Annotated in this window: 18 protein-coding genes; 8 read left to right on the top strand and 10 right to left on the bottom strand. The window is 36.5% G+C overall.

Features of this window, described 5'->3' with window-relative positions:
* Positions 1-3 precede the first annotated feature (3 nt).
* The 4 genes from BW936_RS06605 to BW936_RS06590 are packed head-to-tail and all read left to right on the top strand — an operon-like array spanning position 4 to position 5,543.
* Positions 4-663, top strand: a complete 660-nt coding sequence (locus tag BW936_RS06605; protein ID WP_076547486.1) for a DUF1266 domain-containing protein — start codon at positions 4-6, stop codon at positions 661-663.
* Positions 660-2,909, top strand: a complete 2,250-nt coding sequence (locus BW936_RS06600; protein WP_143744058.1) for a tetratricopeptide repeat protein — start codon at positions 660-662, stop codon at positions 2,907-2,909. Before BW936_RS06605 ends, BW936_RS06600 begins: the two co-directional genes overlap by 4 nt.
* 25 nt (positions 2,910-2,934) lie before the next feature.
* Positions 2,935-4,902 (top strand): tetratricopeptide repeat-containing sensor histidine kinase, encoded by a 1,968-nt coding sequence (locus BW936_RS06595; RefSeq protein ID WP_076547483.1) that lies wholly within the window; start codon positions 2,935-2,937, stop codon positions 4,900-4,902.
* A gap of 5 nt (positions 4,903-4,907) precedes the next feature.
* On the top strand, positions 4,908-5,543 hold the full coding sequence (locus BW936_RS06590) for a response regulator transcription factor (protein WP_076547482.1): 636 nt from the start codon (positions 4,908-4,910) through the stop codon (positions 5,541-5,543).
* Positions 5,544-5,555: 12 nt separating this feature from the next.
* On the opposite strand, the gene BW936_RS06585 is transcribed toward BW936_RS06590, so the two are convergent.
* Entirely contained in the window at positions 5,556-6,548 is a 993-nt protein-coding gene (locus BW936_RS06585) for a hypothetical protein (RefSeq protein ID WP_076547480.1), read from the bottom strand.
* A gap of 153 nt (positions 6,549-6,701) precedes the next feature.
* Here BW936_RS06585 and BW936_RS06580 point away from each other — a divergent pair, with 153 nt between their 5' ends.
* Positions 6,702-7,097: a hypothetical protein gene (locus BW936_RS06580; protein ID WP_076547478.1), complete on the top strand. Its 396-nt coding sequence runs from the start codon at positions 6,702-6,704 to the stop codon at positions 7,095-7,097.
* A gap of 71 nt (positions 7,098-7,168) precedes the next feature.
* Here the strand turns inward: BW936_RS06580 and BW936_RS06575 are convergent, their stop codons facing one another.
* The 5 genes from BW936_RS06575 to BW936_RS06555 all read right to left on the bottom strand — a co-directional run bounded on the left by BW936_RS06575 (position 7,169) and on the right by BW936_RS06555 (position 16,390).
* Positions 7,169-7,858 carry a hypothetical protein gene (locus tag BW936_RS06575; protein WP_076547477.1) on the bottom strand — a complete coding sequence of 230 codons (690 nt, stop codon included), beginning with the start codon at positions 7,856-7,858 and terminating at the stop codon, positions 7,169-7,171.
* Positions 7,859-7,945: 87 nt separating this feature from the next.
* Positions 7,946-10,336 (bottom strand): leucine-rich repeat domain-containing protein, encoded by a 2,391-nt coding sequence (locus BW936_RS06570; RefSeq protein WP_076547475.1) that lies wholly within the window; start codon positions 10,334-10,336, stop codon positions 7,946-7,948.
* Positions 10,337-10,429: 93 nt separating this feature from the next.
* Positions 10,430-10,792: a hypothetical protein gene (locus BW936_RS06565; protein ID WP_244156172.1), complete on the bottom strand. Its 363-nt coding sequence runs from the start codon at positions 10,790-10,792 to the stop codon at positions 10,430-10,432.
* Positions 10,793-10,861: 69 nt separating this feature from the next.
* Positions 10,862-11,275: a hypothetical protein gene (locus BW936_RS06560; RefSeq protein ID WP_084181992.1), complete on the bottom strand. Its 414-nt coding sequence runs from the start codon at positions 11,273-11,275 to the stop codon at positions 10,862-10,864.
* A 120-nt stretch (positions 11,276-11,395) separates the two neighbouring features.
* On the bottom strand, positions 11,396-16,390 hold the full coding sequence (locus BW936_RS06555; protein WP_076547474.1) for a DUF4132 domain-containing protein: 4,995 nt from the start codon (positions 16,388-16,390) through the stop codon (positions 11,396-11,398).
* Positions 16,391-16,648: 258 nt separating this feature from the next.
* Between BW936_RS06555 and BW936_RS06550 the strand changes: the two genes are divergently transcribed.
* Both BW936_RS06550 and BW936_RS06545 read left to right on the top strand, forming a co-directional pair.
* Complete coding sequence (locus BW936_RS06550; protein ID WP_076547472.1) at positions 16,649-19,162, top strand: leucine-rich repeat domain-containing protein; 2,514 nt, start codon at positions 16,649-16,651, stop codon at positions 19,160-19,162.
* Positions 19,163-19,279: 117 nt separating this feature from the next.
* Positions 19,280-19,672, top strand: a complete 393-nt coding sequence (locus BW936_RS06545) for a hypothetical protein (protein WP_076547471.1) — start codon at positions 19,280-19,282, stop codon at positions 19,670-19,672.
* Between the two features lie 62 nt (positions 19,673-19,734).
* Here the strand turns inward: BW936_RS06545 and BW936_RS06540 are convergent, their stop codons facing one another.
* Entirely contained in the window at positions 19,735-20,139 is a 405-nt protein-coding gene (locus BW936_RS06540; RefSeq protein ID WP_076547469.1) for a response regulator, read from the bottom strand.
* Between the two features lie 441 nt (positions 20,140-20,580).
* Between BW936_RS06540 and BW936_RS06535 the strand changes: the two genes are divergently transcribed.
* Positions 20,581-21,192, top strand: a complete 612-nt coding sequence (locus BW936_RS06535) for an SIMPL domain-containing protein (RefSeq protein WP_076547467.1) — start codon at positions 20,581-20,583, stop codon at positions 21,190-21,192.
* A gap of 188 nt (positions 21,193-21,380) precedes the next feature.
* On the opposite strand, the gene BW936_RS06530 is transcribed toward BW936_RS06535, so the two are convergent.
* The 3 genes from BW936_RS06530 to pbfA are packed head-to-tail and all read right to left on the bottom strand — an operon-like array spanning position 21,381 to position 25,425.
* Positions 21,381-22,466 carry an alkaline phosphatase family protein gene (locus BW936_RS06530; protein ID WP_076547465.1) on the bottom strand — a complete coding sequence of 362 codons (1,086 nt, stop codon included), beginning with the start codon at positions 22,464-22,466 and terminating at the stop codon, positions 21,381-21,383.
* Between the two features lie 7 nt (positions 22,467-22,473).
* Positions 22,474-24,060, bottom strand: a complete 1,587-nt coding sequence (locus tag BW936_RS06525) for a purple acid phosphatase family protein (RefSeq protein WP_076547464.1) — start codon at positions 24,058-24,060, stop codon at positions 22,474-22,476.
* 6 nt (positions 24,061-24,066) lie between these two features.
* A complete protein-coding gene (pbfA, locus tag BW936_RS06520) occupies positions 24,067-25,425 on the bottom strand; it encodes a (R)-1-hydroxy-2-aminoethylphosphonate ammonia-lyase (RefSeq protein WP_076547977.1) in 1,359 nt (452 codons plus the stop codon).
* Positions 25,426-25,444 lie beyond the last annotated feature (19 nt).

The raw sequence follows: 25,444 nt of genomic DNA, 5'->3' as shown, positions 1-25,444 counted from the left end.
AGAATGACAGTAGAAATCACACCTAAAATCCAAGACTGGCTCAACCTATCTGCCTTGGTTTTGATGAACAATTATAAAAAAGCGGATTTAAACAGTTGGTACGGATTTGATATTGAAGACCACTTGCAATTGAAAAATGTAGAGCGTATTGCCAAGTTGCACGGCATACATTCTGGCGTACACCTTCGTAACAGTTTACACCGCTACGAAACCGGTGAAATGGCTTCCAATGCTTTTGAGAAACTGGCAATGGAGCTACGTAGCGAAACCACAAACACTTTTGAAACCAAGTATAATGCCTTACAAAATCCGTCAACGAAAAACGCCTATAAATTGGTGTGGAGGTACCGTTTTAGTCTCAAAAATGAAAAGCTGTACGGCTATGAATTTGCCTATTACATTTTTCTAATGCGCATAGGCGGTGCCTTAGGTTATATAAAATCCGAAGAAATAGCAATGCGCTTGGAAGACGTTAATACAAGATTGAAAAAAACTTTTTCGAGTTGGGACGAATTTCACCGTAATGTGTGTATTGGCAATGAATTTATGAGAGGTGCCGCCGAACCGGACATCAGTAAATTTCCAGGTACCGAAACCCTTTGGGAATGCTACCAACGATTGAATATTCACCATGCCGATAGCTTTAAAGAATGGAACATATGAGCTTAACAAGACAAGAAGTTTTACAACATATAGAAGAAGCCCATGCGCTTTTAATAGCTAAAAAATATGCCGAATTAAATCCGATTATTACGGCTATACAAGATAATCTTGATGTACTGGGGTATAAATATCCTAAGGATAATGCACGGTATTACCGATTTTTCATGTTGTATATGGGTGCCTTTGAACAGGTGAATATAGAGGTGATGCATTCCTATGTAGAAGCGCTTGAGCAGGTTGGTCAAGTATTGGCTTCTGACTATGAATACATCTGCAGCTATCACAACACGTGTCCGGAATCGGTTTATGAAAAGGCGTTGCAAGCATATCCGTATAATGAAACCTTGCATATACACTACGCCTTAAAATTACAAGTAGAAAAGCGATATACCGAAGCCATTGCCGTGTTAAAATATGTGTTGGAGTGCTACCCTGCCACTACCGAAGCCCGATTTTTACTTTGGGAAATTGAATCGGCACAACTAGATGATTTAGTAACATCAAGCGAAGAAGCGGACTGTTATGAATTACTGGATTTAGCCTCTGCAACCCATAATCTTGATGTTTTAAAAGGACTTCAGTTAGACACACGTTTAGATAAAAAAAGTAAACACCTCACGTATATTCAGGTTGCTATTTGGGAAAACCGATCGGTTGAAATTATTGAGCAATGGAACAGCGAATGGAAATCCGTTGAATTAACGGACCTTACCCGTAATGTTCTGGCAGATTATGCCAAGGCATTTATGATATACGAATTGGTACCGCAAATATTAAAAGCACCGCAGCAACCGGAATTCCCGCAAACCGATTTTACCAACTTTTCCGAATATAAAGCCTATATGCAGGCACTTACAAATTCGGGTTGGCAACTGGCACAGCACCATTATTTATTGTTGGGGAATGCTGCCTATTTTTATTCCAATAATAAAAATGCTATAGCAATTTGTCTGAAACGCGGCCTAGCACTCAACGAGAAAAATCCGTTGTTGTTAAACCTAAAGGCAATGACCCTGAAGAGCGAAGATAAAAATCAAGAAGCTGGGGCTATCTACCATGAGGCGTTTAGAAACGGACTCACCATGGATAATTATTTGCTGTATTTAATTGAACTGAACAACAGAATTGAAAGTTACCAGGGCGTTTTAGATACTGTAAAGCAATTTCACATAAGACATACGCCCACATTAAAATCCTTGTTTTTCAAGGCAAGGGCTTTGTTTAAATTCCACCGAGATGATGAAGCATTGGTAGTACTGAACGAAGCGCTTCAAGATTTTCCACTACACTCCCGCTCCTACGCTCCGTGGATGCACCACTACCGTATGGTCATCAATAAAAGAAAACGAAACTATACCCAGTATTTCATAGACCAGCAAGCAGAAATCAATTACTACGTTGATGGTGACGACGACTATTTTAACACTACCAACCTTGCCGTTGAAACTATTTTTGAACAAGGCGAATATGAGGAATGCTACAAATACGCCATTTATAATCACGAACAGGGGAAACTGGTAGAGGAACTTTATCCTATTTTTCAATGGATTTGTTTTTATGATTTTTTACTTGAAAAACCAGAAGATTTACAAGATGTAACGGAAGCAAACATAAATCAACAACCGGAAACTTTTGAAGATTTCAGAAACAACGGTTTAATCTATTGGATGTTAGACAACCATACGGCAGCAGCAGAATCATTAATGGTAGCGGCATCAAAATCAGTTAATAAAGCTATCTATCTTAAACTAGCGTTAACATGTGCACAAGAAGGCTTTAAAAATTCACTGAGCCTCACCATTTGCGAAACCATAAGAAAAGAAGTTCCAGAAGCGCGAGAGTTTAAAACGGATTATATATACGCCAATATACTGAATGATGAACAACGACACCTAGAAGCCTACGCAGCCCTTTTAAATGTATTAAAAAGCTATCCGGAACGTGCGTTTATCGAATTCCCGAAAGATTTCAATTACCTGTTGCACACTTTAAAAAACAACGCCAAAGCATTGGAAGACATGAGTGGGTATAATAAATATGTTTCCATGCTTTTAAGTAGGGACAATCCTATTGAAAATCAACTGAGGGAGCAGCAAGATTTGGCAAAATCGCAAAGCGAAGAAAATCTTTTCTTACAGCACAACCTCATGGAAAACCTAGCACGATTAAATTTTGAACTATACCCGGAAGAACAAGAAGAATTAAAGGAAATGAAAATGCGTATTAAGGCTGCCCATTTCGCTTAAAGGTGGTAATTTTGCCCATTCTTAAATGAAGGTAATTACACTACATAAAATTCTCATCGTCTTCCTGTTTTTAGGGTTTCACACGAATTGTTGGTCTCAAAACAAAGATGAAAACCCGCTAATTGATTCGCTTTCATACGTTTATCAAAAAAACGTGTATTCGCAACCCATATTAGCAAAGGAAGCTGCGCAAAAATGGCTTGTAGAAAGTAAAAAATTAGGGCTAAAAATTCATACCATTAGAGCGCATTATGCACTAGCGAACTTGGGTAATATTTCGGGCGATTATAAAACTGCGGTCAGTGAAACTCAAAAAACCATAACATTGCTCAAAGAGCTTGAAATGGAAAACGGTTTGGCGGCAAGCTATAATATTTTGGCGTTGGGCTATAAGAACCTTGGCAATTACCCGAAGGCTATGGAAAGCTTTTTGGAGTGTTTACGGTATGCCGAAAAAATGGACGATACCCAGCAAGAAGCCAATGCGTACCAAAATATAGCTACGTTATACGTTTTACAAAAGGAGTATAAAAAAGCAACCGAAAATTTAGATCGTGCCGCAGACCTATACCGAGAGTTGGGTGATGATGATGGCGTTCTTGTTACCCTATTCAATTACGCGAGTATTCTAAAAGAACAAGGTAAATATGATGCCGCTCGCGAACATTTTAATACGGTATTAGCGTATCGTGAAAAAGAAGGAAACAAAGCGGTCATTGCCTATATCAACATGAATTTTTCACAGATGTTGGTGAAAGAAAACAAGTATAAAGAAGCGGTTGTTTCACTAAAAAAAACCTTGTCCCTTTTAAAAGAAGTCGATTTTAAATCAGATATGGTCATTATTTTAAATGACCTTGGTTTATGCGAAAGTAAGCTAGGGCATACCAAACAAGCCATTTCCTATTTTGAACAAGCTTTGGAGATGGGCGAAGAACAGTCCATCAGACAATACAAATCTGACATTTACAAAAACCTTTCCCAACTATACCAAGATGAAGGCGATTACAAGCGCGCTTTAAAATTTTACGAAAAAGGAGTTAATACCCTATCCTCCCAAAACTCTTTGGACAAAGAAAAATACGTTGCCGAATTGCAAGAGCGCTATGAAACTCAGTTAAAGGAGACCCGGATAGATTTACTTGAAAAGGAGCAAAAACTGGGCGAAGCCGAACTGCAAAAGGCAGAACTAACCGTAAAAAGGCAACTCATTATTAGAAATGCTTTTATAGCTGGGTTTGTATTGGTCCTGATTTCACTGCTTATTCTACGCTACCAATATTTTAAGCGTTTAAAAGTACAGCAAGAACTGAGCATGCAGCGAGAAGAAAATGCCGACCAGAAAATAAACCAGATGATCAAAGATTATAGATTGTCTGCGGTAGAAAAATATCAGCAAGGTCAGGATGAGGAGCGTGCACGATTAGCGCGTGAAATTCACGATGGTATCGGTAGCGATTTGGCAGGTATTAAAATTGCATTTGAGCATTATGTGGAAGACCTACAAGAAAAACCGCAGACCAAAAGAATATTAACGGCAATCAATAATGCGTGTACAGATGTTCGCGGACTCTCCCATCAATTACACCCGCCAGCTTTTGCTTCATTGGGGTTCACTAATTTTTTGGGCGATTTTATTGACCAGATATCTGAGAGTGCCACTATAGATATTCAAACATTTTTCTATCCAGAGGAAGCCATTAATCAATTGCCCGATGCACTTCTTGCAGATGTCTATCGCGTGGTACAAGAATTGGTCAATAATATTCTAAAACATGCAGAAGCCACCAATGCAGATGTGCAACTTACCAAGCACGAGGACCATTTGAATATTGTGGTCAACGATAACGGAAAAGGCTTCCAAGAACATAAAAAACAAGGCATAGGACTGCGAAATATTAAAGAGCGTTTACAGAAAATGAAAGGTTCTTTAGACATTGACAGTAGTGCCAGTAGCGGAACTTCTATGACCATAGACATTCCTTTAAAATAGACATTGTGAAGAAAACGAACATCATTATAGCAGACGACCATTTAATGTTTTTAGAGGGTATTAATACCATTTTAGGCGATATGCCCGAGATTGGAGAAGTGCACCTTGCTACAGAAGGAAAACAGGTAGTGCGGCTACTAAAGCAGTTTAAAATTGGATTGATTATCAGTGATATCAATATGCCAAAAATGGACGGCATTGAATTGCTGACCGAGATAAAAAAGAAGCATAGCACGGTAAAAATTATCATGCTAAGCATGTTGGATAATCACAGAACGGTGCACAAGGTCATTCAAAAAGGTGCTGACGGTTTTGTGCCAAAATTCACCAGTAAAGAAGAATTACAAAAGGCAGTGCGCACCGTTTTAGATGGAGAACAATACTTTTCCGAAGTGATTAAACAGCGTTATATGGAAAGTATTTTTGAGCGTAAAAAGTATAAGAATATTGAGCTTTCCCCAAGGGAAAAAGAAGTACTCTCACTATTGGCAGACGAACTGACTTCTAAAGAAATATCAGAAAAACTATTTATATCTGTCAATACGGTTGAAACGCACAGAAAGAACATTCTTTTAAAAACAGCTTCAAAAACGACTACTGGAGCAGTAAAATATGCTATAGAATCTGGATTGTTCGACTAAACCCAACCACTTTTACATTTGAATCCCTTCTGCCTCTACACGTAATTTAATAAGTTCTAAAGTCTCATCATAGGAAATTTTATCGTTTTCCTGAGATATCATTTCGCCAAAATACAAATGCCCCGTATCTATATCGTAATAGGTAACATAGAGTCCGGTTAAAGGATTTTGCCACGTCTCGTTTTCATCATTATCTATCGTTGTATCGTTCAGGTATTGTACCCAAGCAATTTTTGACAAACTGGTTTTATCCAAAATGATTTTCCGATAATTATCGTCTATTTCATAATTAGGATATGAGGTATCCAAATCGGTCTGTACACGCTCTTTTATCTTATTTTCTATAGTATCAAAATAGCTCATTTTTGGCGAAAGCATAAACATTTGTGGATACCATTGACCTTCCATACTCTCTAACGGAATATCAATATATCCTTCGGGGTGAGCTTCGGTCCTGATGAACAAAGACATGGTGTAGGGAATATCCAACTCCTCATAAGAGCTGTTCAACCTTGCTACAAACCTATCTATTAAATCATGTAAAGCAGCTGTTACTATTTCCCCAGGAACAAAAATTTCAAACCTATCGTTCTCAAAATTGATTTCAGGAATTTCATTTATAAAATCGATTTTCACTTTTTGTCGCGTTTCATAGCGTTTGCGTTCTCTTTTGTAGAGGTCCGCAATTTTCAAGTTTTCCGTTCCATAATACGATAAGGTATCGTTCTCCAATATTTCCTTTGGGTTGACATGGCAGTAGAACTCAATTTCAGGTATTTCTTTATGAAAGATAACTACGGTAAACATATTAGGATTCATGGTAGCTGCATTAAAAAACCGATTCAGTTCTCTAAAACCAAGCTCGCCATTGTGCTCTTTTTCTAAGTATTGCTCCAAATTCTCAGCAGCCTTATTCGTTGATAATCCGCCCATAAAACGCGAAAAATTGTTTACAAAAATGACAAATAGCACAAGCAAAACTCCTATTATAATCAATGTTTTCATACCTGAAATTTTATAAAGTAAAGTTAGCACGATTGGCTGCCCTACACCTCACGGAATTCCGTGAGTTTTACTTTTCACTTAAAAGGGGTGCTTCAAAACTAATGCCTTAAAATACCTTTGAAGTATTCAAAATTACATCTAAAAACATTCATAATGGGATTACAAGAAAAAAGAGCTGCTAAGGCAATTGAAGAACAATATGTAGGGGATTACCAAAAAGAAATTAATGAAATAGTAGGTAAAGAATTACCTGTAAACATTAACTGGGACACCTTTGAAATGGATTACATAAAATTTGTACCAAGCGTATGTTTACAGCGTGTTACAGATGCTTTTAAAGAAGTATGTTCTGACGATTTAGGAAAAGAAGCTATCGCAGAAAGCATTAATAGCATTGAGGTATACTGCATTGCCAATGAAGGTGCAGAAGACAAAAAAGAACTAAAAATAGCAGATGGCGTATTCTCACTAACAGCATGCTGGGGAGGTCACCACAGCGGATATTTCTCTGATTTGGTTATTAGAGAATTCTTAGAGAACAATCTTTAAGAATATGTTGTTACAAAAAAGGAAAGCCGTTATGGCTTTCCTTTTTTATTTATTTAAATCTTGTATTTTATCTACAAGCATTTCTCTATAAGATCTTGTAGTTTGTTTATTGACGCAACAGTTTTTAAACCTTTAGAAAGGTCTAAGGATATAGAAAGATTACCATTTTCAAGGCTTACTTTATTTTCCTCACACTGTCTAAATGAAAGCTCGTTTATCGCATTGATAAATGCTTCTTTAGCAAGGGGATCAGCGGCTATCGACATCAATGTACCCTTTAAAATTGAGATTATTTTAGTGGCATAGTACTTTTCTAAATCTTCTGGCTTTTCCTCGTACGCATAATTAATCGCTACTGCTTTTCCCAACATCTTTTCCGCTGATTGCTCCAGATCTCGGATTTCCTTTTTTAATTGAAGTAGGGTCGGCACTTCATCTTCATTTGGTACGAATGGTATAGCACCATCTGAAAATTGGTATAGGTAATTATTTATATTCCCTAGCGAAATAGAAGCAATGGAATGCAATTCTACATATTGCAAATCTGCTTTGTGGTCGTACCAATTACCAAGTAATACGATATTTTTTTCCGTGTCATAATTAATAAAATATCCAGATACATGACCCGTACTGGTGCTGATTGACACGTTAGGCATTTGGGGTTTTTCCTTATTTCGTTCTTCGTTCGCTATTCCTTGAAGGGTTTTGAGCACCTGAGAAATTTCTAGTACAGGTAGCTGCAGCATTGTCTTAAAATCCATAATTCTGTTTTAATTTAAAACAGCAAAGATGGATCGTATAGCGCTAAAATTACTACCCGTTTTCAGTGATATTATATACTTACTCCATTAGAAGTATGTATTCACATGATTACTAAACTCCTTTTTCAAGATAGTATAACCAGGTGTAATTAAAAATTTATATTTCTCAGGAGACATATTGCTACCTTTAAATTTTGAAATGTAATACTTGAGCTCTTTCAATTTTAATTTCTGAAAATATTCAGGAACACTATGCTTAAATGAACACCCGTCAATACTTAAACGCGTAAGCTTAGGTAAATCCGCAATCCAAGTTGGCAGGTGATCAAAATCTATATTATCTACATACAACGTCTCTAGATTTTGTAGCTTTTTTAGGTATTCTGGAACTGCCTTCATATGATAACCAAGGTTTAATTCCGTAAGGTCAAGGGATGTTATATTCTCGGGAACATTGTCTACATCATCATGTATACCATTAAAGTGTATTTTTTTTAACCTAGTAAACTTGGCTAACTTTTCATACCCTTCCATATTAAAATCATAGCACAATGAAAGACTAAAGTTTTTAAGCGCAGGGGCTTCTAACGGTTCAAAAGTTGCCAAAGAACTTCTAGAAACATGTAAATTTTCTAATTGGTTCAATCTCACCTCAGGAAAAGAATTGGCAACCCTATAATGTTCTAGAAATATGGTTTTTAAATTAGGTGTATTACCCAAAATAACTTCCAAGTTTCCTGCGTTATATAACTTTAATTTTAACTCCTTTAATTGTTTGGCAGGATAGCTATTTATTGGCAAATTACTCTGATTATTGTTCGCTAAACACAAGCTCTCCAATTTGGCACAGTACTTTAAAACATCTTGAAAGTGAGCTGTTGTGCCATAAGATTTTAGCTCTTTAAGCTTTTCAGGTTCTGGCAAATACTGTGTTAAGTCTTCTTCAGAAAACTGTTCACCACCAGTTATAGACCATAGTAATTTTGAAACAACAAAATGACCAAAAAAGTTCTTTAAATCTTGTATCGGTACGCTATCTAAATACGTCCGCTCTGTCCTAATAAGCCGGTTACCCGAAACAAGTTCCTTAATTCCCATAATTTTAAAGTCATTAATTCTAGCAGGCAGGCTGTTCGTATACAGTACCAAATTAGAACAATCACTTATTTCCAAAACTGCTAAGCTCTCTATATTTCTTAAATCTTCTGGTAGTGTTTCTACATCTGCATGTACAATTTTTATATGTGATAATTGAGAACATTTACCCAAATGTCGCCATAGGATTTCGCTGTTTTTCAACTGAAACACTTCAATACTTTCCAATGATTTTAATTGTTCCAAGCCCACGGTTATGCTTGAAAAATCATATAACTCAGTAACCTTCAATTTTTTTAACTTTGGAAAATTTTCAGGATGGTTCAATACATATTCCAGTAAAGAAATGTTTGAAATTGATAATTCTGTATTTTCAAAAACAGTATTTCCATTACTAATCTGAACATTTTCATCTAACCGCACAGACCTAATATTTGGTAAAAACAGATACTTATCTTCAACACAATGAATCTGCGGAAGTTTTTGCAACCGCAACATCCATAGATTATGCAACATTAATTCTGCGGATGGTAATTCTACTACATCTGCACAATCGAAAATCGATAATTTTTCCAATTTATTGAGCGAAACAATGGATTTCGGTATTTTTTTGATGTTTTTTAGGCGATAAAACCCTATTTCCTTTATGTTTTCAGGAAACAAAAGTTCTGAAATATCTTCAAGAGCCGCGTCATAAAAATTTAATTCAACCAATTTCGTAAGCTTATGAAACCTATTAGGTAATGCAAAAGGCTGCTCACCTTCCTTTATACTTAGCGTCAACGAAAATTCTTTTAGGGATTTTAAATTGAAGAAGCTAATGGGAAGCTGCTGTAAATGTTCCAGATCCAATTCTAGTTCCTCCAAGTTTTCCAAACCCCCAATAGTTTCGGGCAATATTTGGTAACTACCTTCTATTTCTAGGCTTTTGATTGTTTTAATATTGCAAAATTGCTCTAAAATGTTGTCTTGCAAATCGATTTCAATTATGAGTTTTTCTATTCCCTCAAATCTTTGAATTACTTCAGGTTGCTCTTCTAACTTCTCTGCAAGGGTTTCATTCACAAAAACCTGTAAAAAGCCTAGCTTGGCATATAATTTACCTAATGGAAATAGCGGGTCTTTTAAAGTGAAACTGATAAATGAGTTTAGTATTTTTTCACTGTCATCTCCCTTTTCCGGTAACTTACTTCTAGTCTTAAAAGCAGCATTAATTTCTACCGTACCGTATTTTTCTATGTATTCAGCAATTTCATTAACGGTTTCCTTGTCCCTGGTCATTTTGCCCACTAGAAAAAGCTCATAGAGAAAAGCTTCAGGGAAATTATCATCCGTTTGTATATGCTTATAATAGGTGGAAAGGTAATTTTTATTGAATTCCATAATATGCGTAAAAAAGTAAGAAGGCAGCTATTAAATCTCTTCCGATATAAGTAAAAAAAATGGTGCTATTTAATTGAATGACTATTCCGCTCCTTAATTTATAGCCGTCATTCTTTTTAAAATAATGGGCACGAACAAAGCAAATTTAGCATTGAATTCTTCTTGCGATGCAGCCGTGTTTATGGTCTTCACCATACTGCCCCAACTGTTGAACAGAGCTTCTTCGGCATTTTCACCATCGATATCCATATTCATGGCTTTTACCAGTTTAAAGTTTTCATCTTCATTGTAAAAACCGGTGGTTTTTACCATTTCAAAAATGTTCTCTAGGATGCTTTGCGTAGCCAATAGTTCGGTAACGCTAAGCGTTGTTTCTTGTGATGTTTTGATAGCTTCAAAAACGTCTATCATTAAATTCTGTACCTCACTATTGATACTTGGGTCTAAATATGTCAAAATTGTATGTGTTTTAGTTATTTGTTTGTGTGCTGTAGGTAGATTATGCCTTGCAGGCATTTCCGCATTTTACCAGTACGTACCTACTAAAAATGTCATGCGGATAAAGGCGATAACACTTTCTGAGTTGAGTTCTATGGGTGCTTTTAAATCGGTTACCTCATCATCATCTATGAATACAACGAAGAGTCCATCTTTAAAGGCGAGCAATACATTGCCAATTGCTTTTTGTTCATCGGCTAGGTCTTTATTTGCCAAATCGCCAAAATCTACTTTTCCGCTTTGTGCTTGGTCTTGAATTTCTGCGGGACTTAAAAAACCGACCACATTGACTTCCGTTCTTTTTTTGTTGAAAGCCGCTACCTGATTTTTTACGCAACCGATTAAAAGTTCTTCTAGATTTTGTGGAGTTTCTTCTAAGGTAAAAGGCACTTGTTTTACCTTTTTTTTGCCCAGTCTTTTTAGCTGTAATGTGATTTCCATTGGTTTTTGTCTTGTTTTTGCGTTAGGGATTGTCGTGGAAAGCCCACAGTGCGATAGCACGCGGACTTGCAACAAAAGCCCGACCCCACCTAAGTGGGGTAACGCCCATATAATGTACTACTAGCTGTTTATCTGTGCCAAAATTGTTGGATCTTGTATTTTATTATCTTCTGATAGCAACTTCATTTTTGAAATGATTTCCGCAGATTTTGGGTCGTCGTCAACGAAGGGTAAAAACATGCGCCCTCTGTGCTGACTGTGTACGGGAATGATGGACAATGACAAGCCTTTTTTACTCACCTGACCACTACCCAAATGTATACTGTACTCGCCCAGCGTGCCCTGTATAAATATGTGGCGCTCTTTGACCGTAATATTATTGAGTTTGAACAATTTTGCGGATTCTTCGGCTAAGGCAGCGCGCATTTGCATGGTGCTATGGCTTGCCTCCGGATCTACGCCACCTACATGGGCAACACTCACCACAAGGTCCATATCTCGCATGATTTCACTAAACACTACGGACGGAACCTCGGTCAGCGGAATACGCTCGTGTGTTTCTATAGAATGAAAACACACTTCCTCTAGCGTTGGCGCCTCTACCTCTGACGGCGAATACCAGTCTGCCATGGCATACATGGTGGCGATGAAGCCGCGTTTGTGATACACTTTTTGTAAGCCTTCGTCCCTACTTACCGTCCAACCGCGACCTCTTAACAATGCCACGGTTTGCTTGGGTTGAATTTGGTGCCCTTGGTAACGTTCTGACCTATTGCTGTGCTCACGCTCATCTTCGGTGAGCAAATATAACTCTCTGAACACTTGCTTGAAAGGCTGTACCAAACGCTCGGCGAAAAGGTGTTTTTGGTACACATCCCACTCCACCGCTGTGTATAAATGTGATGCATGGGCAATGACCAACTCGTCTTCTTCTTGCAGTTTATGGATTTTGCCAGATACATCACTAAGGCTACCATCGGTATAAAAACCTGAGATTTCCTTTTCTGGAGCGAACAGCACCAACTTGCTCAACATCACTTTTACGATAGGATGCAGCATCATGTTATGAATCTCAAAAGCGGTAAACATATCTTCGTTCACCATTGCATTTTCTAACGATAAACGGGTTCTGCTATACTGCCTAGACAAATAGGTTTTGTTCTCTTTAAGTGCGATGACCTGCTTGTCTTTTCTCAGTTTTGCAGGAATAGATTTTAAGGCTTTTTCACCTTTGGTGATTTTGATTTCCGTTTTGCCTAGATCGTTGATGACCAAAGCAATTTCTGTATCATCAATAGTCAATACCGCATTTTCCATAATGGCTTGTGTAGCTTTCGCCTCCATTGCCCAACTGAAACGCACGCGGTCTTGGTAGCCCGCATTTCTAGACAAGTTATCTAATGCAATTTCTACCGCTGCCTTTTCACTTTCTTGGCGTTGCGCCCCAAACTGCTTGCTTTCTTTTAAGAAATCTTGCAGCAGGTTATAACGCTTCAACAAATCTTTTTCCGGTACGGTTTTACTTAACGGAATCAACCCTAAGGCACGTACATAATCTTTGTCTCGTTTATCTTTTATCTTCTTTAAGGTCTCGGTAATTTTCACCTCGCCTAACATTACGCTAGAGTATAATTTCACCAATCTGTGCCCATTACCATCGGTAATATATTTAGCGGCATCATGCAATATTTTCCAGTTGGCTTTGCCTAAACTGCCATACACTTTATTGAACCAATCGATATCTATGGCACCCAATGAAAAGTCGGACTTTGGAATGTTGGAATACCTAGAAATAATGGTTTCTTTCTCGCTACTCATATAATCAGAGGCGTGGGCTTGGAACCACCAAACGGCATCTTCCAGTTTTTCCAATCCTAAATACTCACCTATAACGCCCGCCCATTGCGTGGCATAGCAGGCAACTTCTATCAGACGTTTTTTAGATATTTTATGCTCGTCTGCAAGTGCTACAAAATCTGCATAACTTTCAGTTTCCTTAAATGCAGTTTTCTTTAAAATAGAACTGAACAACGATTTTTTACTATTGCCGTAATAGCTGTAACCACGCTCAAAAGTATCTTTACCTAAACGTTGTAAGACCTTAAATACATAGTCTACGCCTTCTACGGTATGTATAGGAAAAATAAAATTTGTTGCCGGTGTTACCAAATCACCACGTTCCAATTCGGTTTCTAACAGGTTTGTTTTTAAAGGCAAAAACACATGTTTAGGTACTGGATTTTCTGCAATAGTACTCCTACGGAATCTATAGTTAGAACCACCATCAATGATGGTCATGAGCTCGTTAGAATACAAGGCTTGGAAAAGAAGGTCATCATCATTTATCAATCCTTCTTTATACAATCTCAAAGTGATATCAATATCGGGAAAATTAAGATTTCCCGTCTTTCTTCTTTCTTTGGTCATTTCCTTTACATCTGTAACCGGATCTGGGTGACCAAGGTCTTGCGCCACTAAAAACATATGAAGGTCCCAATACCTTTTTAAGTCCTCATTGCTAAGTAATGCAATTTCGCTTACACTTAATTCACCTGAAAATGACGTTATAATATGCGCCCAGTTAGCGGTAATGGAATAATGATATCCGCTTAATTGAAACTTAGTATACCTTAACCTTTCTGGGAAGGTAGCGACCATATCTTCAAAGACATCTAATTTATAGGAGACAATAGTACTTCTATCCGCATATACTTTAAAAAGACGTTTTAAAATAGTCCTGTAAGTTCTTATTTTGGTATAATAATTTTCTTCGCTATTGACATTTAGACCGGTTAAATCTGGGAAAAACTGCTTCATAAAAGGCACCAATTCTTCATACTGCCCAAAGGGATAACTTTTATATTTTAAAAAGCGAATTGCGGCACTCATTTCAAAATCGTTCAGTTTGCTTATCTCGTACCATGCCACCCAAATATTTGACAAAGGCAGATTGTGCAAATGGTCTTGTGCCGTTGCATGCTCATCTAACCTTTTGATATCATGAAGCCCTCTGTTAATGAAGGTGGTATTGTTTTCCCCTTGATAACCCTCCATCTGGTATTCATAATTACCATTTTCGGCAACTAAATCGATTAAGGCATTTAAGGTAGTTATAATCTTATCGATATCTATGATATCTTTAAACTTAAAGTCTGAAGATATTGAGCTTTTAATACCCAGTTTATCCAGGAAACTAGATGTACTTTCAAAGCGTGGTTGTGGTTGGTACAGGGCACTTAGATTGTCATAATCGATAGCCCCAAAGCCATTGCTGAAATTGTACTCCTCTTTATTTTTAATGAACTTATTTAAAAGAATCTGTTCGTTTTTAGTGATTTTAGGTCGCTCATTATAAGATGCCACTTGTGCTTCAACAAAATCTGGATATCTATTATCGGCATCTAAAATGGTCAGTATCTCCAAACCTGCCAAGCGTTGGTCCACGCTCTTTGCCGTTACCAGATTGGTGGCACTTGTTTTTACATCATCATTAGGCAAACTGACCAGTAGTTGAATTACTGCGGTACGCATACTTTTACCCTTGCGTTTCAGCAAATCTTCGGCAATCTCCAAATCTGTATCATACAAATACATCTTACGGAAAATGTTGAGTCCAGTTGCCATAACACACTCATTTCTATTGTACACCGCCTTTCTTGCCAACGCCCTACGCCATGAGTATTTATCATAGTCTAGCTTTACCTTTTTCTCATCGGTTTTATAGTGTTGAAACGCATAACTGTAGTGTACCGGAAAAACTTTACGAATATAGTTCTCCCTAAATTCTGATGGCAACACATCTAAATCATTCGCTATAAGTTCCAGTTGCTGTTCCGTAGCTCCATGCAACAAGATATGATAAAAATATTGGGAACTAGGGGTAAAACTCCACCAAGAGAAAATCTTGCTTTCATATGTTTTTCCTTTATCACCAACTGTTTTTGCAACCTCGAACAGTTTTATAAAAGTATCATTCTCTAATTGCATTTCCGGCAAGTTTACCCCCATCCAATGGTCTAGCGCATAATCTTTACCTAATTCTTTCATGAAATAATCTACCAAAGAATCGTTGGTACGATCCGTTTTACTCATAAAGTAAAGCGCTAGAATTTTCTTATTTCTATCAGCTGAAGAATACACGATATCCAAGGCTTTGGCATTGGCTTTATCCACATCTAAAATACCAATGGACCATAATGCTACCAGCACCTCAATATTATCTTTGCTCTTCAAAAGCGTATCCACTTCCTTTAAGTTTAGAATAAGCGAATGTGCCAATTCTAAAATACGATTAATGACTGATTTCTTAGGCGCATCCCAATTTAACCCAAACCAGGTATTTACCGCACGCACCACACTACTGAAACGCGTAAGGTCGTTCTCCAGCACCACATTAATCATGTATTTTAAAGACTGGAGACCGGCTTCATCCATTGATTCCAGAATGGACTGTCGTAAGCCTTCTTGACGCTGTGCCGCCAATAATAATTTACCGACCATCTCCCAATGCCTTTCATCTTCCGACAGTAATAAAGCTTTGATTATATCTTGACTTACACCACCAATTTCATCTTCGCCTTGAATAATATCATCCAATAATTCATTGAACATATCACCACTATTCTGCAAAACAATAGCTAAAAAAACACTGTTAGAATGTGGGTAATATGTGCTGTATTGAAAATGTTCTTGTAAGGTGAGTCCGCAAAAACCAGAACGGCTAGCGCTTAAAAAATTACTGAATATAGTAAGCTTATTCTGTAAAATATCTTCACTGGGTTTAGACCTAAATGCTTTACGACCATAACTTCTTTGGTAGGGCATGGTATTAATAAAATCCCACATGGCCGCTAAATACGGTGCCTGTACCAAACCAAATAATTGCATACCCAAACGCATACCTTCTTCCGTTGCCCATGGGTTTATGATTAGAGGATCCTTAAACTCGCTAATGAAGTCATTTATATCATAGTATGTATACTCCTCCTTTTTTATTCTTCCAAGAATTTGTCCCAGCCTTCTATACGGTTGAGAAAATGGACGGAATTCAAAACGGTCTACTGCGGGTTTTTGATGTTTACCTATATATTTATGAGCTTCTTCTACTGGAATCATATGATGCTATTCTTTATGCTTTTTGTTCTGAAAAATTGATTTGAAACATGTAATACCATATAAACTTATGCTGTCCAATGTTATTTTATAGTTTCAGATAATTTATGGCAAGGTAGCCGGATTTCAACTTTTCTTTCTAACGGAATTTGGTGATATTTTTATCTACGTGATTCTTTTGATTTTTAATATCACGGAATGTAGTGACAAAAATGCGGCAGTTTTTAGTAAACTTTGTACTTCTAAATTTCATTTGTTGTTATGCCGAATACTACAGACAATCCCCTATTTGATTTTTTTGAAATTGATGCCTCTTTTGAAGCTATTAAAGGATGTAAAAACTATCCTGAAGATTTTTATTATGAAATTTTTGTCATTGCAAAAACTACGGCAGACAAAGTCATTAGAATGGAGTGTACCAACATTATAAAAAAACAAGCACCAACGTATTTACAGGCGGCATTTAAGAGCCGAAAAAAAATAAGTCAAAAAGGAGGTGTGAAATCTGTAGATTCCAGATTGATTGCTCTATTGGAATACGGACTACTTTCTGATGAATTAGACCTATTTAAACTACACTCGTTATTATTTAAAGAATCTGAATTAGGACTATTTAATTTCACCAAAGGCTTTTTAGATCGTTTGGTTGAACACCCAATAATTTTAGGCAGATTCAACGGAATTCAAAAACTAGAAATCTCTCTACAAAATGAAGGGAATGCATATAACCCAATTCTAGAGAATTTACCGGAATTGACGAGTTTAGAAGAATTGGAAATTAAGGCGGACTTTGAGCAATTGCCCGATGAATTAGGCATCCTAAAAAACTTGAAGAAAATGAAGCTTACCATGCCATTTTTAAAGCATGTACCTGCTTCAATATCTAAATTGAAAGTTTTAGAAGAGTTTACCTTTAAAGGCGATTACTCTTTTGGAGGCAATGATGGCAATACCCATTTAAAAGATTTCAATTGGTTCTCAGACCTCACAAGTTTAAAAGTGCTAAGCCTGCAAAATACAGGAGTAGAAGATTTATCTGAAGTTGTATTTCCATCCACATTGAAAAAGATAGATTTGTTCGGTTTGGATGAGCTTACTGTATTACCAAAGGAAATGACAAGCCTACCTAAACTAGAAAAATTCAAGGTAGTTTCAGACAGTTTAGAAACCTTGCCCACAGGGTTTGAAACAATGCCCGAGTTACAGTTGTTTGAACTTATAGCACCCAAAATTGCAACTATTTCTTCCGATTTCTTTTTTGGATTTGAGTCGAAACCAGATTTGGTGACAAAAATCGGCAATCGTAATGTAGACATTGCACCAATGACCACGAAATCAACACGAAAAGAGTTGGTTTTAGACACACCCAAATTGCTTACTTATGTCTTAGAAAATGCCGATTTTTTTCCTGAATTGACAACTATTTCTATTGACTGTGACGCTCCAGAAACAACCCATACAAAGACCTTGGCAGCTTTTAAAAATTTAGCCAACATCACCTATAAATTAGAGCCCAATTTAGATTGGATTTTTGATGGGATAAATGAATTGGACACTTTAGAAACCATTACTATTTACAAAAACACTTCGTATGCTACACGCGTGGACGAAGAGCCTAGTTCGGCTATTATACCTGCCGCACTTTCTAAAATTGGAAAGCTAAAACAATTCGCTGTTCAGTTTGAGAATCATTTGGAATTAAACACAGATGCGCTACCAAAACATACAGAACAGCTGACGATAAAAGGTTTAAAGGGTATTAACCCTGGAAAAACAAAGCGCTCAGCAAGTCATGTATATGTGGAAAATACTTCCATAAATGACTTAAAAGCATTTTATGATATTATGGATGCCAAACAGATGGACTTGGGTAAAAACAACTCGTATATAACAGATGAATTAGGTTTTGGGTTTCTTAAAAATCCGAAAAACATTAAGAAATATGAATATACCGGTCCCGCTACAAATATTGCTGAACTGCTAAAAACATGTCCTAATCTAGAACAGCTGTTTGTTGAGTTTCCAGAAGACAAACCAGAATTCTGCGAGGGACTTTCTGGATATAAAAACTCAACATTAAAATCACTGCAACTCAATAATTACAAGGGAGATAGCGCTGCATTACAATCGGTATTGGAGCAAACCCCAAATCTTGAACATCTAGAACTCAGAGATTGCACGGGAATTAGTGACTTTCCAAAAGTTAGTTTAGATAAGCTAAAAATTCTAGAATTCTACAGCTGTGATGTTCAAAACATATCTGCCTTAGAGGGTCAAAAAATAGAAGCCTTTAAAGTAAATTTCTGTGATGATTTTGACTATAATGCCGTTGAAGCTGTTACGCGATGGAAGACCTTAAAATATCTTTGGTTAGAACATATCTCCAAAGAAATGAAACGCTACCCAGAAGCTCTAGCAACCTTAAACTTATACACCCTTCTCATCAGCGGTAAATACAGCAAAAGAGAAATTCCAAAATGGATTGGCAAAATGAACTCCCTCCGTGTATTAGGTGTTGAAGGCTTTACGCAACATACGTTGCCAACAGAATTAGCGGCTCTAAAACAATTGAAAGTTCTAAGTATCACAGGATGTAATTTTGAAGAGCGTGTATCAGATAAATTTAGAAATCTCAACCTGGATAAGTTCATCTACTGGACCTCTAAATTTTCTGGCAGCAATATGAAGTTTGAGATATACGAACCGCTACAGAATAAGTTAGCTCCACAACGTTATTTTGATGATAAGGATAAACTTGCCCCGTTTCAGTTGTGATTTGTTCAATGCTAAATAGCGCGAATTATTTAATTTTTGAGACATAATAACTCGCATTTGCATCAATACTCAATCTATTTTAAAATTATATTATGATGAATTTTAAAATGAATAGACATGGACAAAGAAGTGTTATTGGGAAAAGAATTGAGCAACTTGTATGCAATTAACAAACAGGTTCATCAATATTTTGAAAATAGTGATGTTAGTTTTTTAAGCGAGCGCAGACAGCAAGCTATTAAAGATTATATCAATTTTAGTGCAAAAAATGAAGAAAGCGTTGCAGAAATGCTACGTTCATTACACATAAACCCAGGGAATACCATTGATTCCATTATAAATGAAATTACGGAGAACCTTAATGAGATTACCCAACAAAAAAAGAATAATGAAGCATTAAACGGTTTGGGTTACATGATGTCTTTTAATAGGCTGGTCAGTTACCATAAAGCCAATGTTATCAATATTGAATTTATCATGGATGAATTAGAGGAAGTAAAAAAAGGCTGATACTTATTAATTAATCGACCTATTTAAAAAACACTACCCATAGTGTGGACTAACACGCTTCTTTACACTGCAATTTTAGCCATAGCTATTATATCATTAAGATTTTTAGCAATTAAGGGCTTAACTATAAAATCTTGCACCAATTCATACTTTTTTGCTTTTTCAATTTCATTGGCGCCAAAATGAGAACTAACGATATAAATTTGAGGTTTATTTACAATAGGTAGTTTCGAGAATTTCTCTAAAAACCCCCAACCGTCCATAACGGGCATATTTAAATCTAACAAAATAATATCGGGCATTCGTTGACCTTTATTCAATTGAGAGGTTAAATTTGATAAGGCTTCGTCACCATCTTCATACACGAGAATATTAGCACTCACAAAATTATTGTGATTTAAAAGAATTTTAGTGCCATAAACACAAATGGGGTCGTCATCTATAATGCAAACTGTGTCTAATTTCATATCAATTTAATTTTCGTTAACTCACTCTATCTATTATAACATTTTTAATTTTTTATTAACAAGGTAAAACTTACAAAAAAATTTCTACAAATACTAATCATTTCTACTTAAAACACCATAAACTAGATAGTTATAAAAAATCAACAAATACTAACGTACATAAGATTGTAAATGGATGTTTCATTACACATCTCTTCTAGAAAGAACTCTACTTAAATGACGAAAAAAACAAATATTACCGTTTTAAAGACAGTAGCCCTTAGAAATAAAAAATACAGAATTAGGTAACAACAATATAAACTACAGCACCAAAGTATCTTATAAAATTTAAGACTGAAGCCTATTAATAAAAGCCTTAAAAGTTTCATTTTTAACCTTTAAATCACACCTATTTTACAACCTAAATACCATAAATTTGATAAACTTTAAACAGAATTACGAATGAAAAAATGCTCCCTAATTTTACTATTTATCCTTATTGGATTTACTTCCGCTCAAGCGCAAACCAATCAAAAGGAAAGAACAGTGACCGTAACCGGTTCTGCACCAATAGAAAAATCAATTGAAAAATATAGAATTAAAGCCACATTGAGTATGGATCAGGTGTACTATGCCGATACTCGAATTGAAAACTTAGCTCAATTAAGAAAACAGTACTTTGCGGAATTAAAAGAATTGGGTATTAACACTTCTAAATTTGAAGAAAAAGAAATGGAATATTTTTCTTCAGGATACCAACGTGACGGTACAATCCTATATTATGTAACAGAATCTAAAGATGTTGCTATGAAATTAATGAAAACGAATCTACTAGGCGTTCAATTACAATTTCAAGTAAAACAGTCTATATCTTCAAAAAACAGTAAAATTGCTCTAGACGCTGCATTAAAAAATGCAAAAGCACATGCCACAACTTTATGTAAAGCTATAGGTACAGAGGTTGGTAACATTATATCTATTAGCAGTAGTCCAAACCAAAATGAAGATTGGGTAAGCTATTATATTGATTACACTGAACTTTTTAGCATAAACGTAGTTTACAAGATGAATTAAGAACAATATTCTACAAATTTTAAAGGCTGATTATTAAATAATCAGCCTTTTTATTTCAACAAATTTACCTCAATAAAAAACCGACACCTTAAAAATCAAGGTATCGGTTTTTACTATGGTTAACTGACACTATAGCCAAAGCTAAAATCAATTTATAATTTCCTTTTGACTTTATTTCAAGTCAAAAATTATTTGAGGCTAATGGGTTTTGCAGGCATATTTCTACTATCTATTTTCAAATTTAAAATCTTAGCTACTGTTGGTGCAATCTGATCTGTAAATAATTGTCCTTCGCTTGCTTCTCCACTTGCCTCTATATTTGGCCCTAAAATTGCTATCCAAGTATGTTCAGCTCCTTTTACGTTGCTACCGTGACCGGTCCATTTTGAATCTTCTTGCACACCTTCTCCCCTACCGTGATCTGTGGTAATAATAAAATAAGTATTGTCTTTATAAAAATCATCATTCTGTACATAGTTCCATAAATCAGCAATGAATGCATCTGTATTTAGCAAAGACTTCATGTAGAAATCAAATTGTCCATCATGTGCAAAATCATCGGTTTCACCATAAGAAACATACACTAGTTTCGGATGATTTTTCTTTATGTACTCTTTCGCAAAGTGATGTGTAAAAACATCTAAACGAACACTTTCCCAAACAATGGGTGCCTGACGTTGAATCTCATTCAAAAACTTTTCTTTTTCATTCAAAACTCCAACAGCATCCATATAACCGGCATTAACCGGCACACCGCTTCTTTTATCATTAATTATGAAAGGGAATACGTCCCAGCTAGCAAATGCGGCTACCCTATCCTTAAAAGTTTCCGATTTATTTGCCACTTCTAGAACGGTAACATTCTCATTATAATTTTTATCGTTACTATCTATGTTGGCATCGTCTGCCTTACCCGATAATATTTCATTGTATCCAGGGTATGAAAACAACATCGTATTAGTGAGATTAACTTTACTTCCTTTATTTCTATTACCGTACAGTTGCCCTTCTTCAGCTATGGTGTTCCAAAAAAAAGGCATTAACATTTTTCTATTTTCATTCTTAGATTTTCCAACAAACTTTTTAGTTAGCTCATCTTTATTATGGGTATAGTCGCTATTTAACAAATTCATATCAACGCCCGTAAAAACGTCTTGCCAACGCACGCCATCCAAAGTAATTAAAAATACATTTGAATTTTTAGCTTCTTGAGCTATAACTTGGGTTGAAGCTAGAAGTAATAGTAACAATAAGGTTCTTAAAAGTAGTTTCATAAGTGGTTTAGTTTTTAGTTTTAAAGGTTTGTATTTGCGACCAATCGCTCCAATTTAAATGTTGGTCACGATAACGTACTCGCCAAAAATAATCGGTATTTGGTTGTAATCTTCCAGTAGGCTCATCAGTTAAGTCATCTTCTTTTTGACGATTTTCTAAATAGTACCAGTTTTCCGACTGTTTCCAGCTATCTAACACCAATATACCAAAATCTTTTGTTTTGGATATTTGCCAATGAGATGCTGCATGATAGGCATTATCAAATGAACTATTGAACGCTTGTGCCATTAAAAGACCACCCGTAAAAGCAATTTCATCTTTGGGTGAAACCACTAGCGGAGTTTCTGGTTTATGCGCGTTGGCATAAATAGTAATTTCATCGGTCTTTTCATTTTCCCTGAACACATGCTCATTACCACGGCTAATTCTTTTGATGGTGAATTTTGGGTTGTTCTTATTACCGTCTACCTCAACCATTACAAAGCCATATTCATCTTGGGTTACACTAAATTCATCATAATCCCTGCCTTCAAATTCTCCCCAATTATCAATAGCGCCACCGGCAGTGGCTACATTGATCCATAAGTGTTTATGATCTTTAGATTGACCTCTAGAATACCCATGCGTATGACCAAAAAAGTGTAAACTGGGTTTACCGGTTTTGGTCGTGAACGCTTCTAACATTTTCACCACTTTACCAGAGGTCTCCTCTTCACCGGGAATCCATAATTCTGATTTATGCGGATGATGTAGCTGTGCAAATACAAAATCGATTTCCTCATTCGTTGCCGTTTCTTCAAGTAACGAATTTAACCATGTAAATTGTTCTCTGCTATCACGATAACCCTCATTAGAATTTAGCCCAATGATTCTCGTGTTGCCATAATCCTTATACCACCAATGTTCAGCATAAGCAGGTGTACCATTCTTTGGCAGGCTAAAATACTTGAAATAATAGCTAGAATTTCGCTCATGATTTCCCAATACAGGATACACGGGAACTTCAGAAAAAAGACGTTGTGCTGGATCAAAGAAATCATTTTGCCACTGTTCATATTTTGCTCCGTTCTCTACCAAATCTCCTGGAATCAAAACCATTGCCAAATCATCAGGAACTTCATTTCCATATTCCGACTTTAAAAAAGGAAGTACACCTTTATTAACTATTTCACTGAATTTATCTGGATTCTGATGGTCCTTTTGCATATCGCTCATCGCCAAAAGATGGAATGACTCGTTATCACTGGCAAACGGTGGTGTCTTAAATTGATAAATATTGGATACTAACTTACCGGTTTTCACCTTATAGTAATACTCGGTAAATCGTTTCAGTCCGGTAATTTTCACTTCATGAACACGAGATTCATTGAAGTTGATATCATAGGCAATTCCTCTTGCTCTTTTTCCTAATTTTGGTGAAGTACCATATTCTACCATACTTTCCTCTCCCAAAGAAGTCTCCCACATAATGGTCATTTCAGTAGGGTTGGCATCTTGCAAATAAGGCTGAACTAAAAAAGTTGCCTTTTCTTGGGCATGCATAACAACTCCCCACAAAAGGGCAACCATCACATTTAATTTAATTGTTTTCATAAGTGTCTAATCATTCACGCTATCTAGCGCATTTTCTAAAATTAGTAAAGCTTCTTTTAATTCTTTTCTAGAAATAGTCAGTGCAGGTGCCAATTGAAGTACATTACCGGCAGATACCTTAAAGCTTAATCCGTTTTTAAGACAGTCGTACATCACTTTCTCGGCTTGCTGCACTGCTTTTTCTTTTGTATCCCTATCGGTCACCAATTCAATACCCCATAATAGTCCACGACCACGAACATCACCAACCAGTTCATACTTCTCTTTTAAAATGGTCATGGCCGTGCACATGATCAACGAATCTCCCGCCACTTTGTGAAGGATTTTCTCCTGCTCCAGAATTTCTAAGGTGGTCAATGCCGCCATAGCGCCAAGCGGACTCTTTTCATGGGTATAGTGTCCTAAGGATATGTCAGGAAATTTATTATAGCGGTCGCGGGTAACAATAGCCGCTTGCGGAAAGATACCACCTCCCAATCCTTTGCCCAAGCAAAGAATATCAGGCTCAATACCGTAATGCTCAAAAGCGAACATTTTCCCTGTTCTACCCAGGGCAATAGGAATTTCGTCTAAAATAAGAACCACACCATATTTATCGCATAAGGCACGTGCCTCTTGCCAAAATTCCATCGAAGGTAATTGCACATCGGTATTTCGTACGGTTTCTGCAATAAAGGCTCCAATATCGCCTTCTTTGGCAAATACATATTCTAAATGTTCTAAACATTTGGCTTCATTGCCCTCAAAAATTCCACGATAGGTTACCGGTGGCGGAATACGTTCTACACCCGGCATCATAGGCCCCATATATTCACGAAAAACGGCTTCACCACCAACGCTAATAGCATCTAAAGAAGCACCATGAAAAGAATCCCAAAAAGAAACTACTTTGAATTTTCCGGTAATGGCACGTGCCAATTTCAACGCTATACCAATTGCAGAACTACCATTTGGGGTCATTAAAACCCTATTTAAATCTGAAGGAAGTAAAGAGGTAAGTTTCTCTGCAAATTTTATAGCAGGTTCATTGGTATATCGTCGTGTAGAAAAAGATAACCCTTGTAATTGCTCCATTAAGCCCTGCACCAATTTTGGATGCGAAAAGCCCAATTGATGCACATTGTTACCATGAAAATCTAGGTACTTTGTACCTGATATATTCTCAATATGCGCTCCTTTACAACTACCAAGCACATCTAAACAAGGTGTAGATAGTGCTTGGTGAAAAAAGTAGCGCGCATCTTTTTCCAAAAGCTTTAAAGTTTTAAGATCGGTAATGCTTTCATGCCATTCTTTCCTCGCTGCCGTCAGATTAATATCGCCTTCGGTACGCTTGTTCTGTAATCTATCTTGTTCCTGCTTCATTAGGGTCATATGTTGTATG

The organism is Maribacter ulvicola, assembly GCF_900155985.1.
GTDB lineage: Bacteria > Bacteroidota > Bacteroidia > Flavobacteriales > Flavobacteriaceae > Maribacter > Maribacter ulvicola.
The sequence above is the reverse complement of the archived record's forward strand: the minus strand, read 5'-3'. Positions and strand labels throughout refer to the sequence as shown.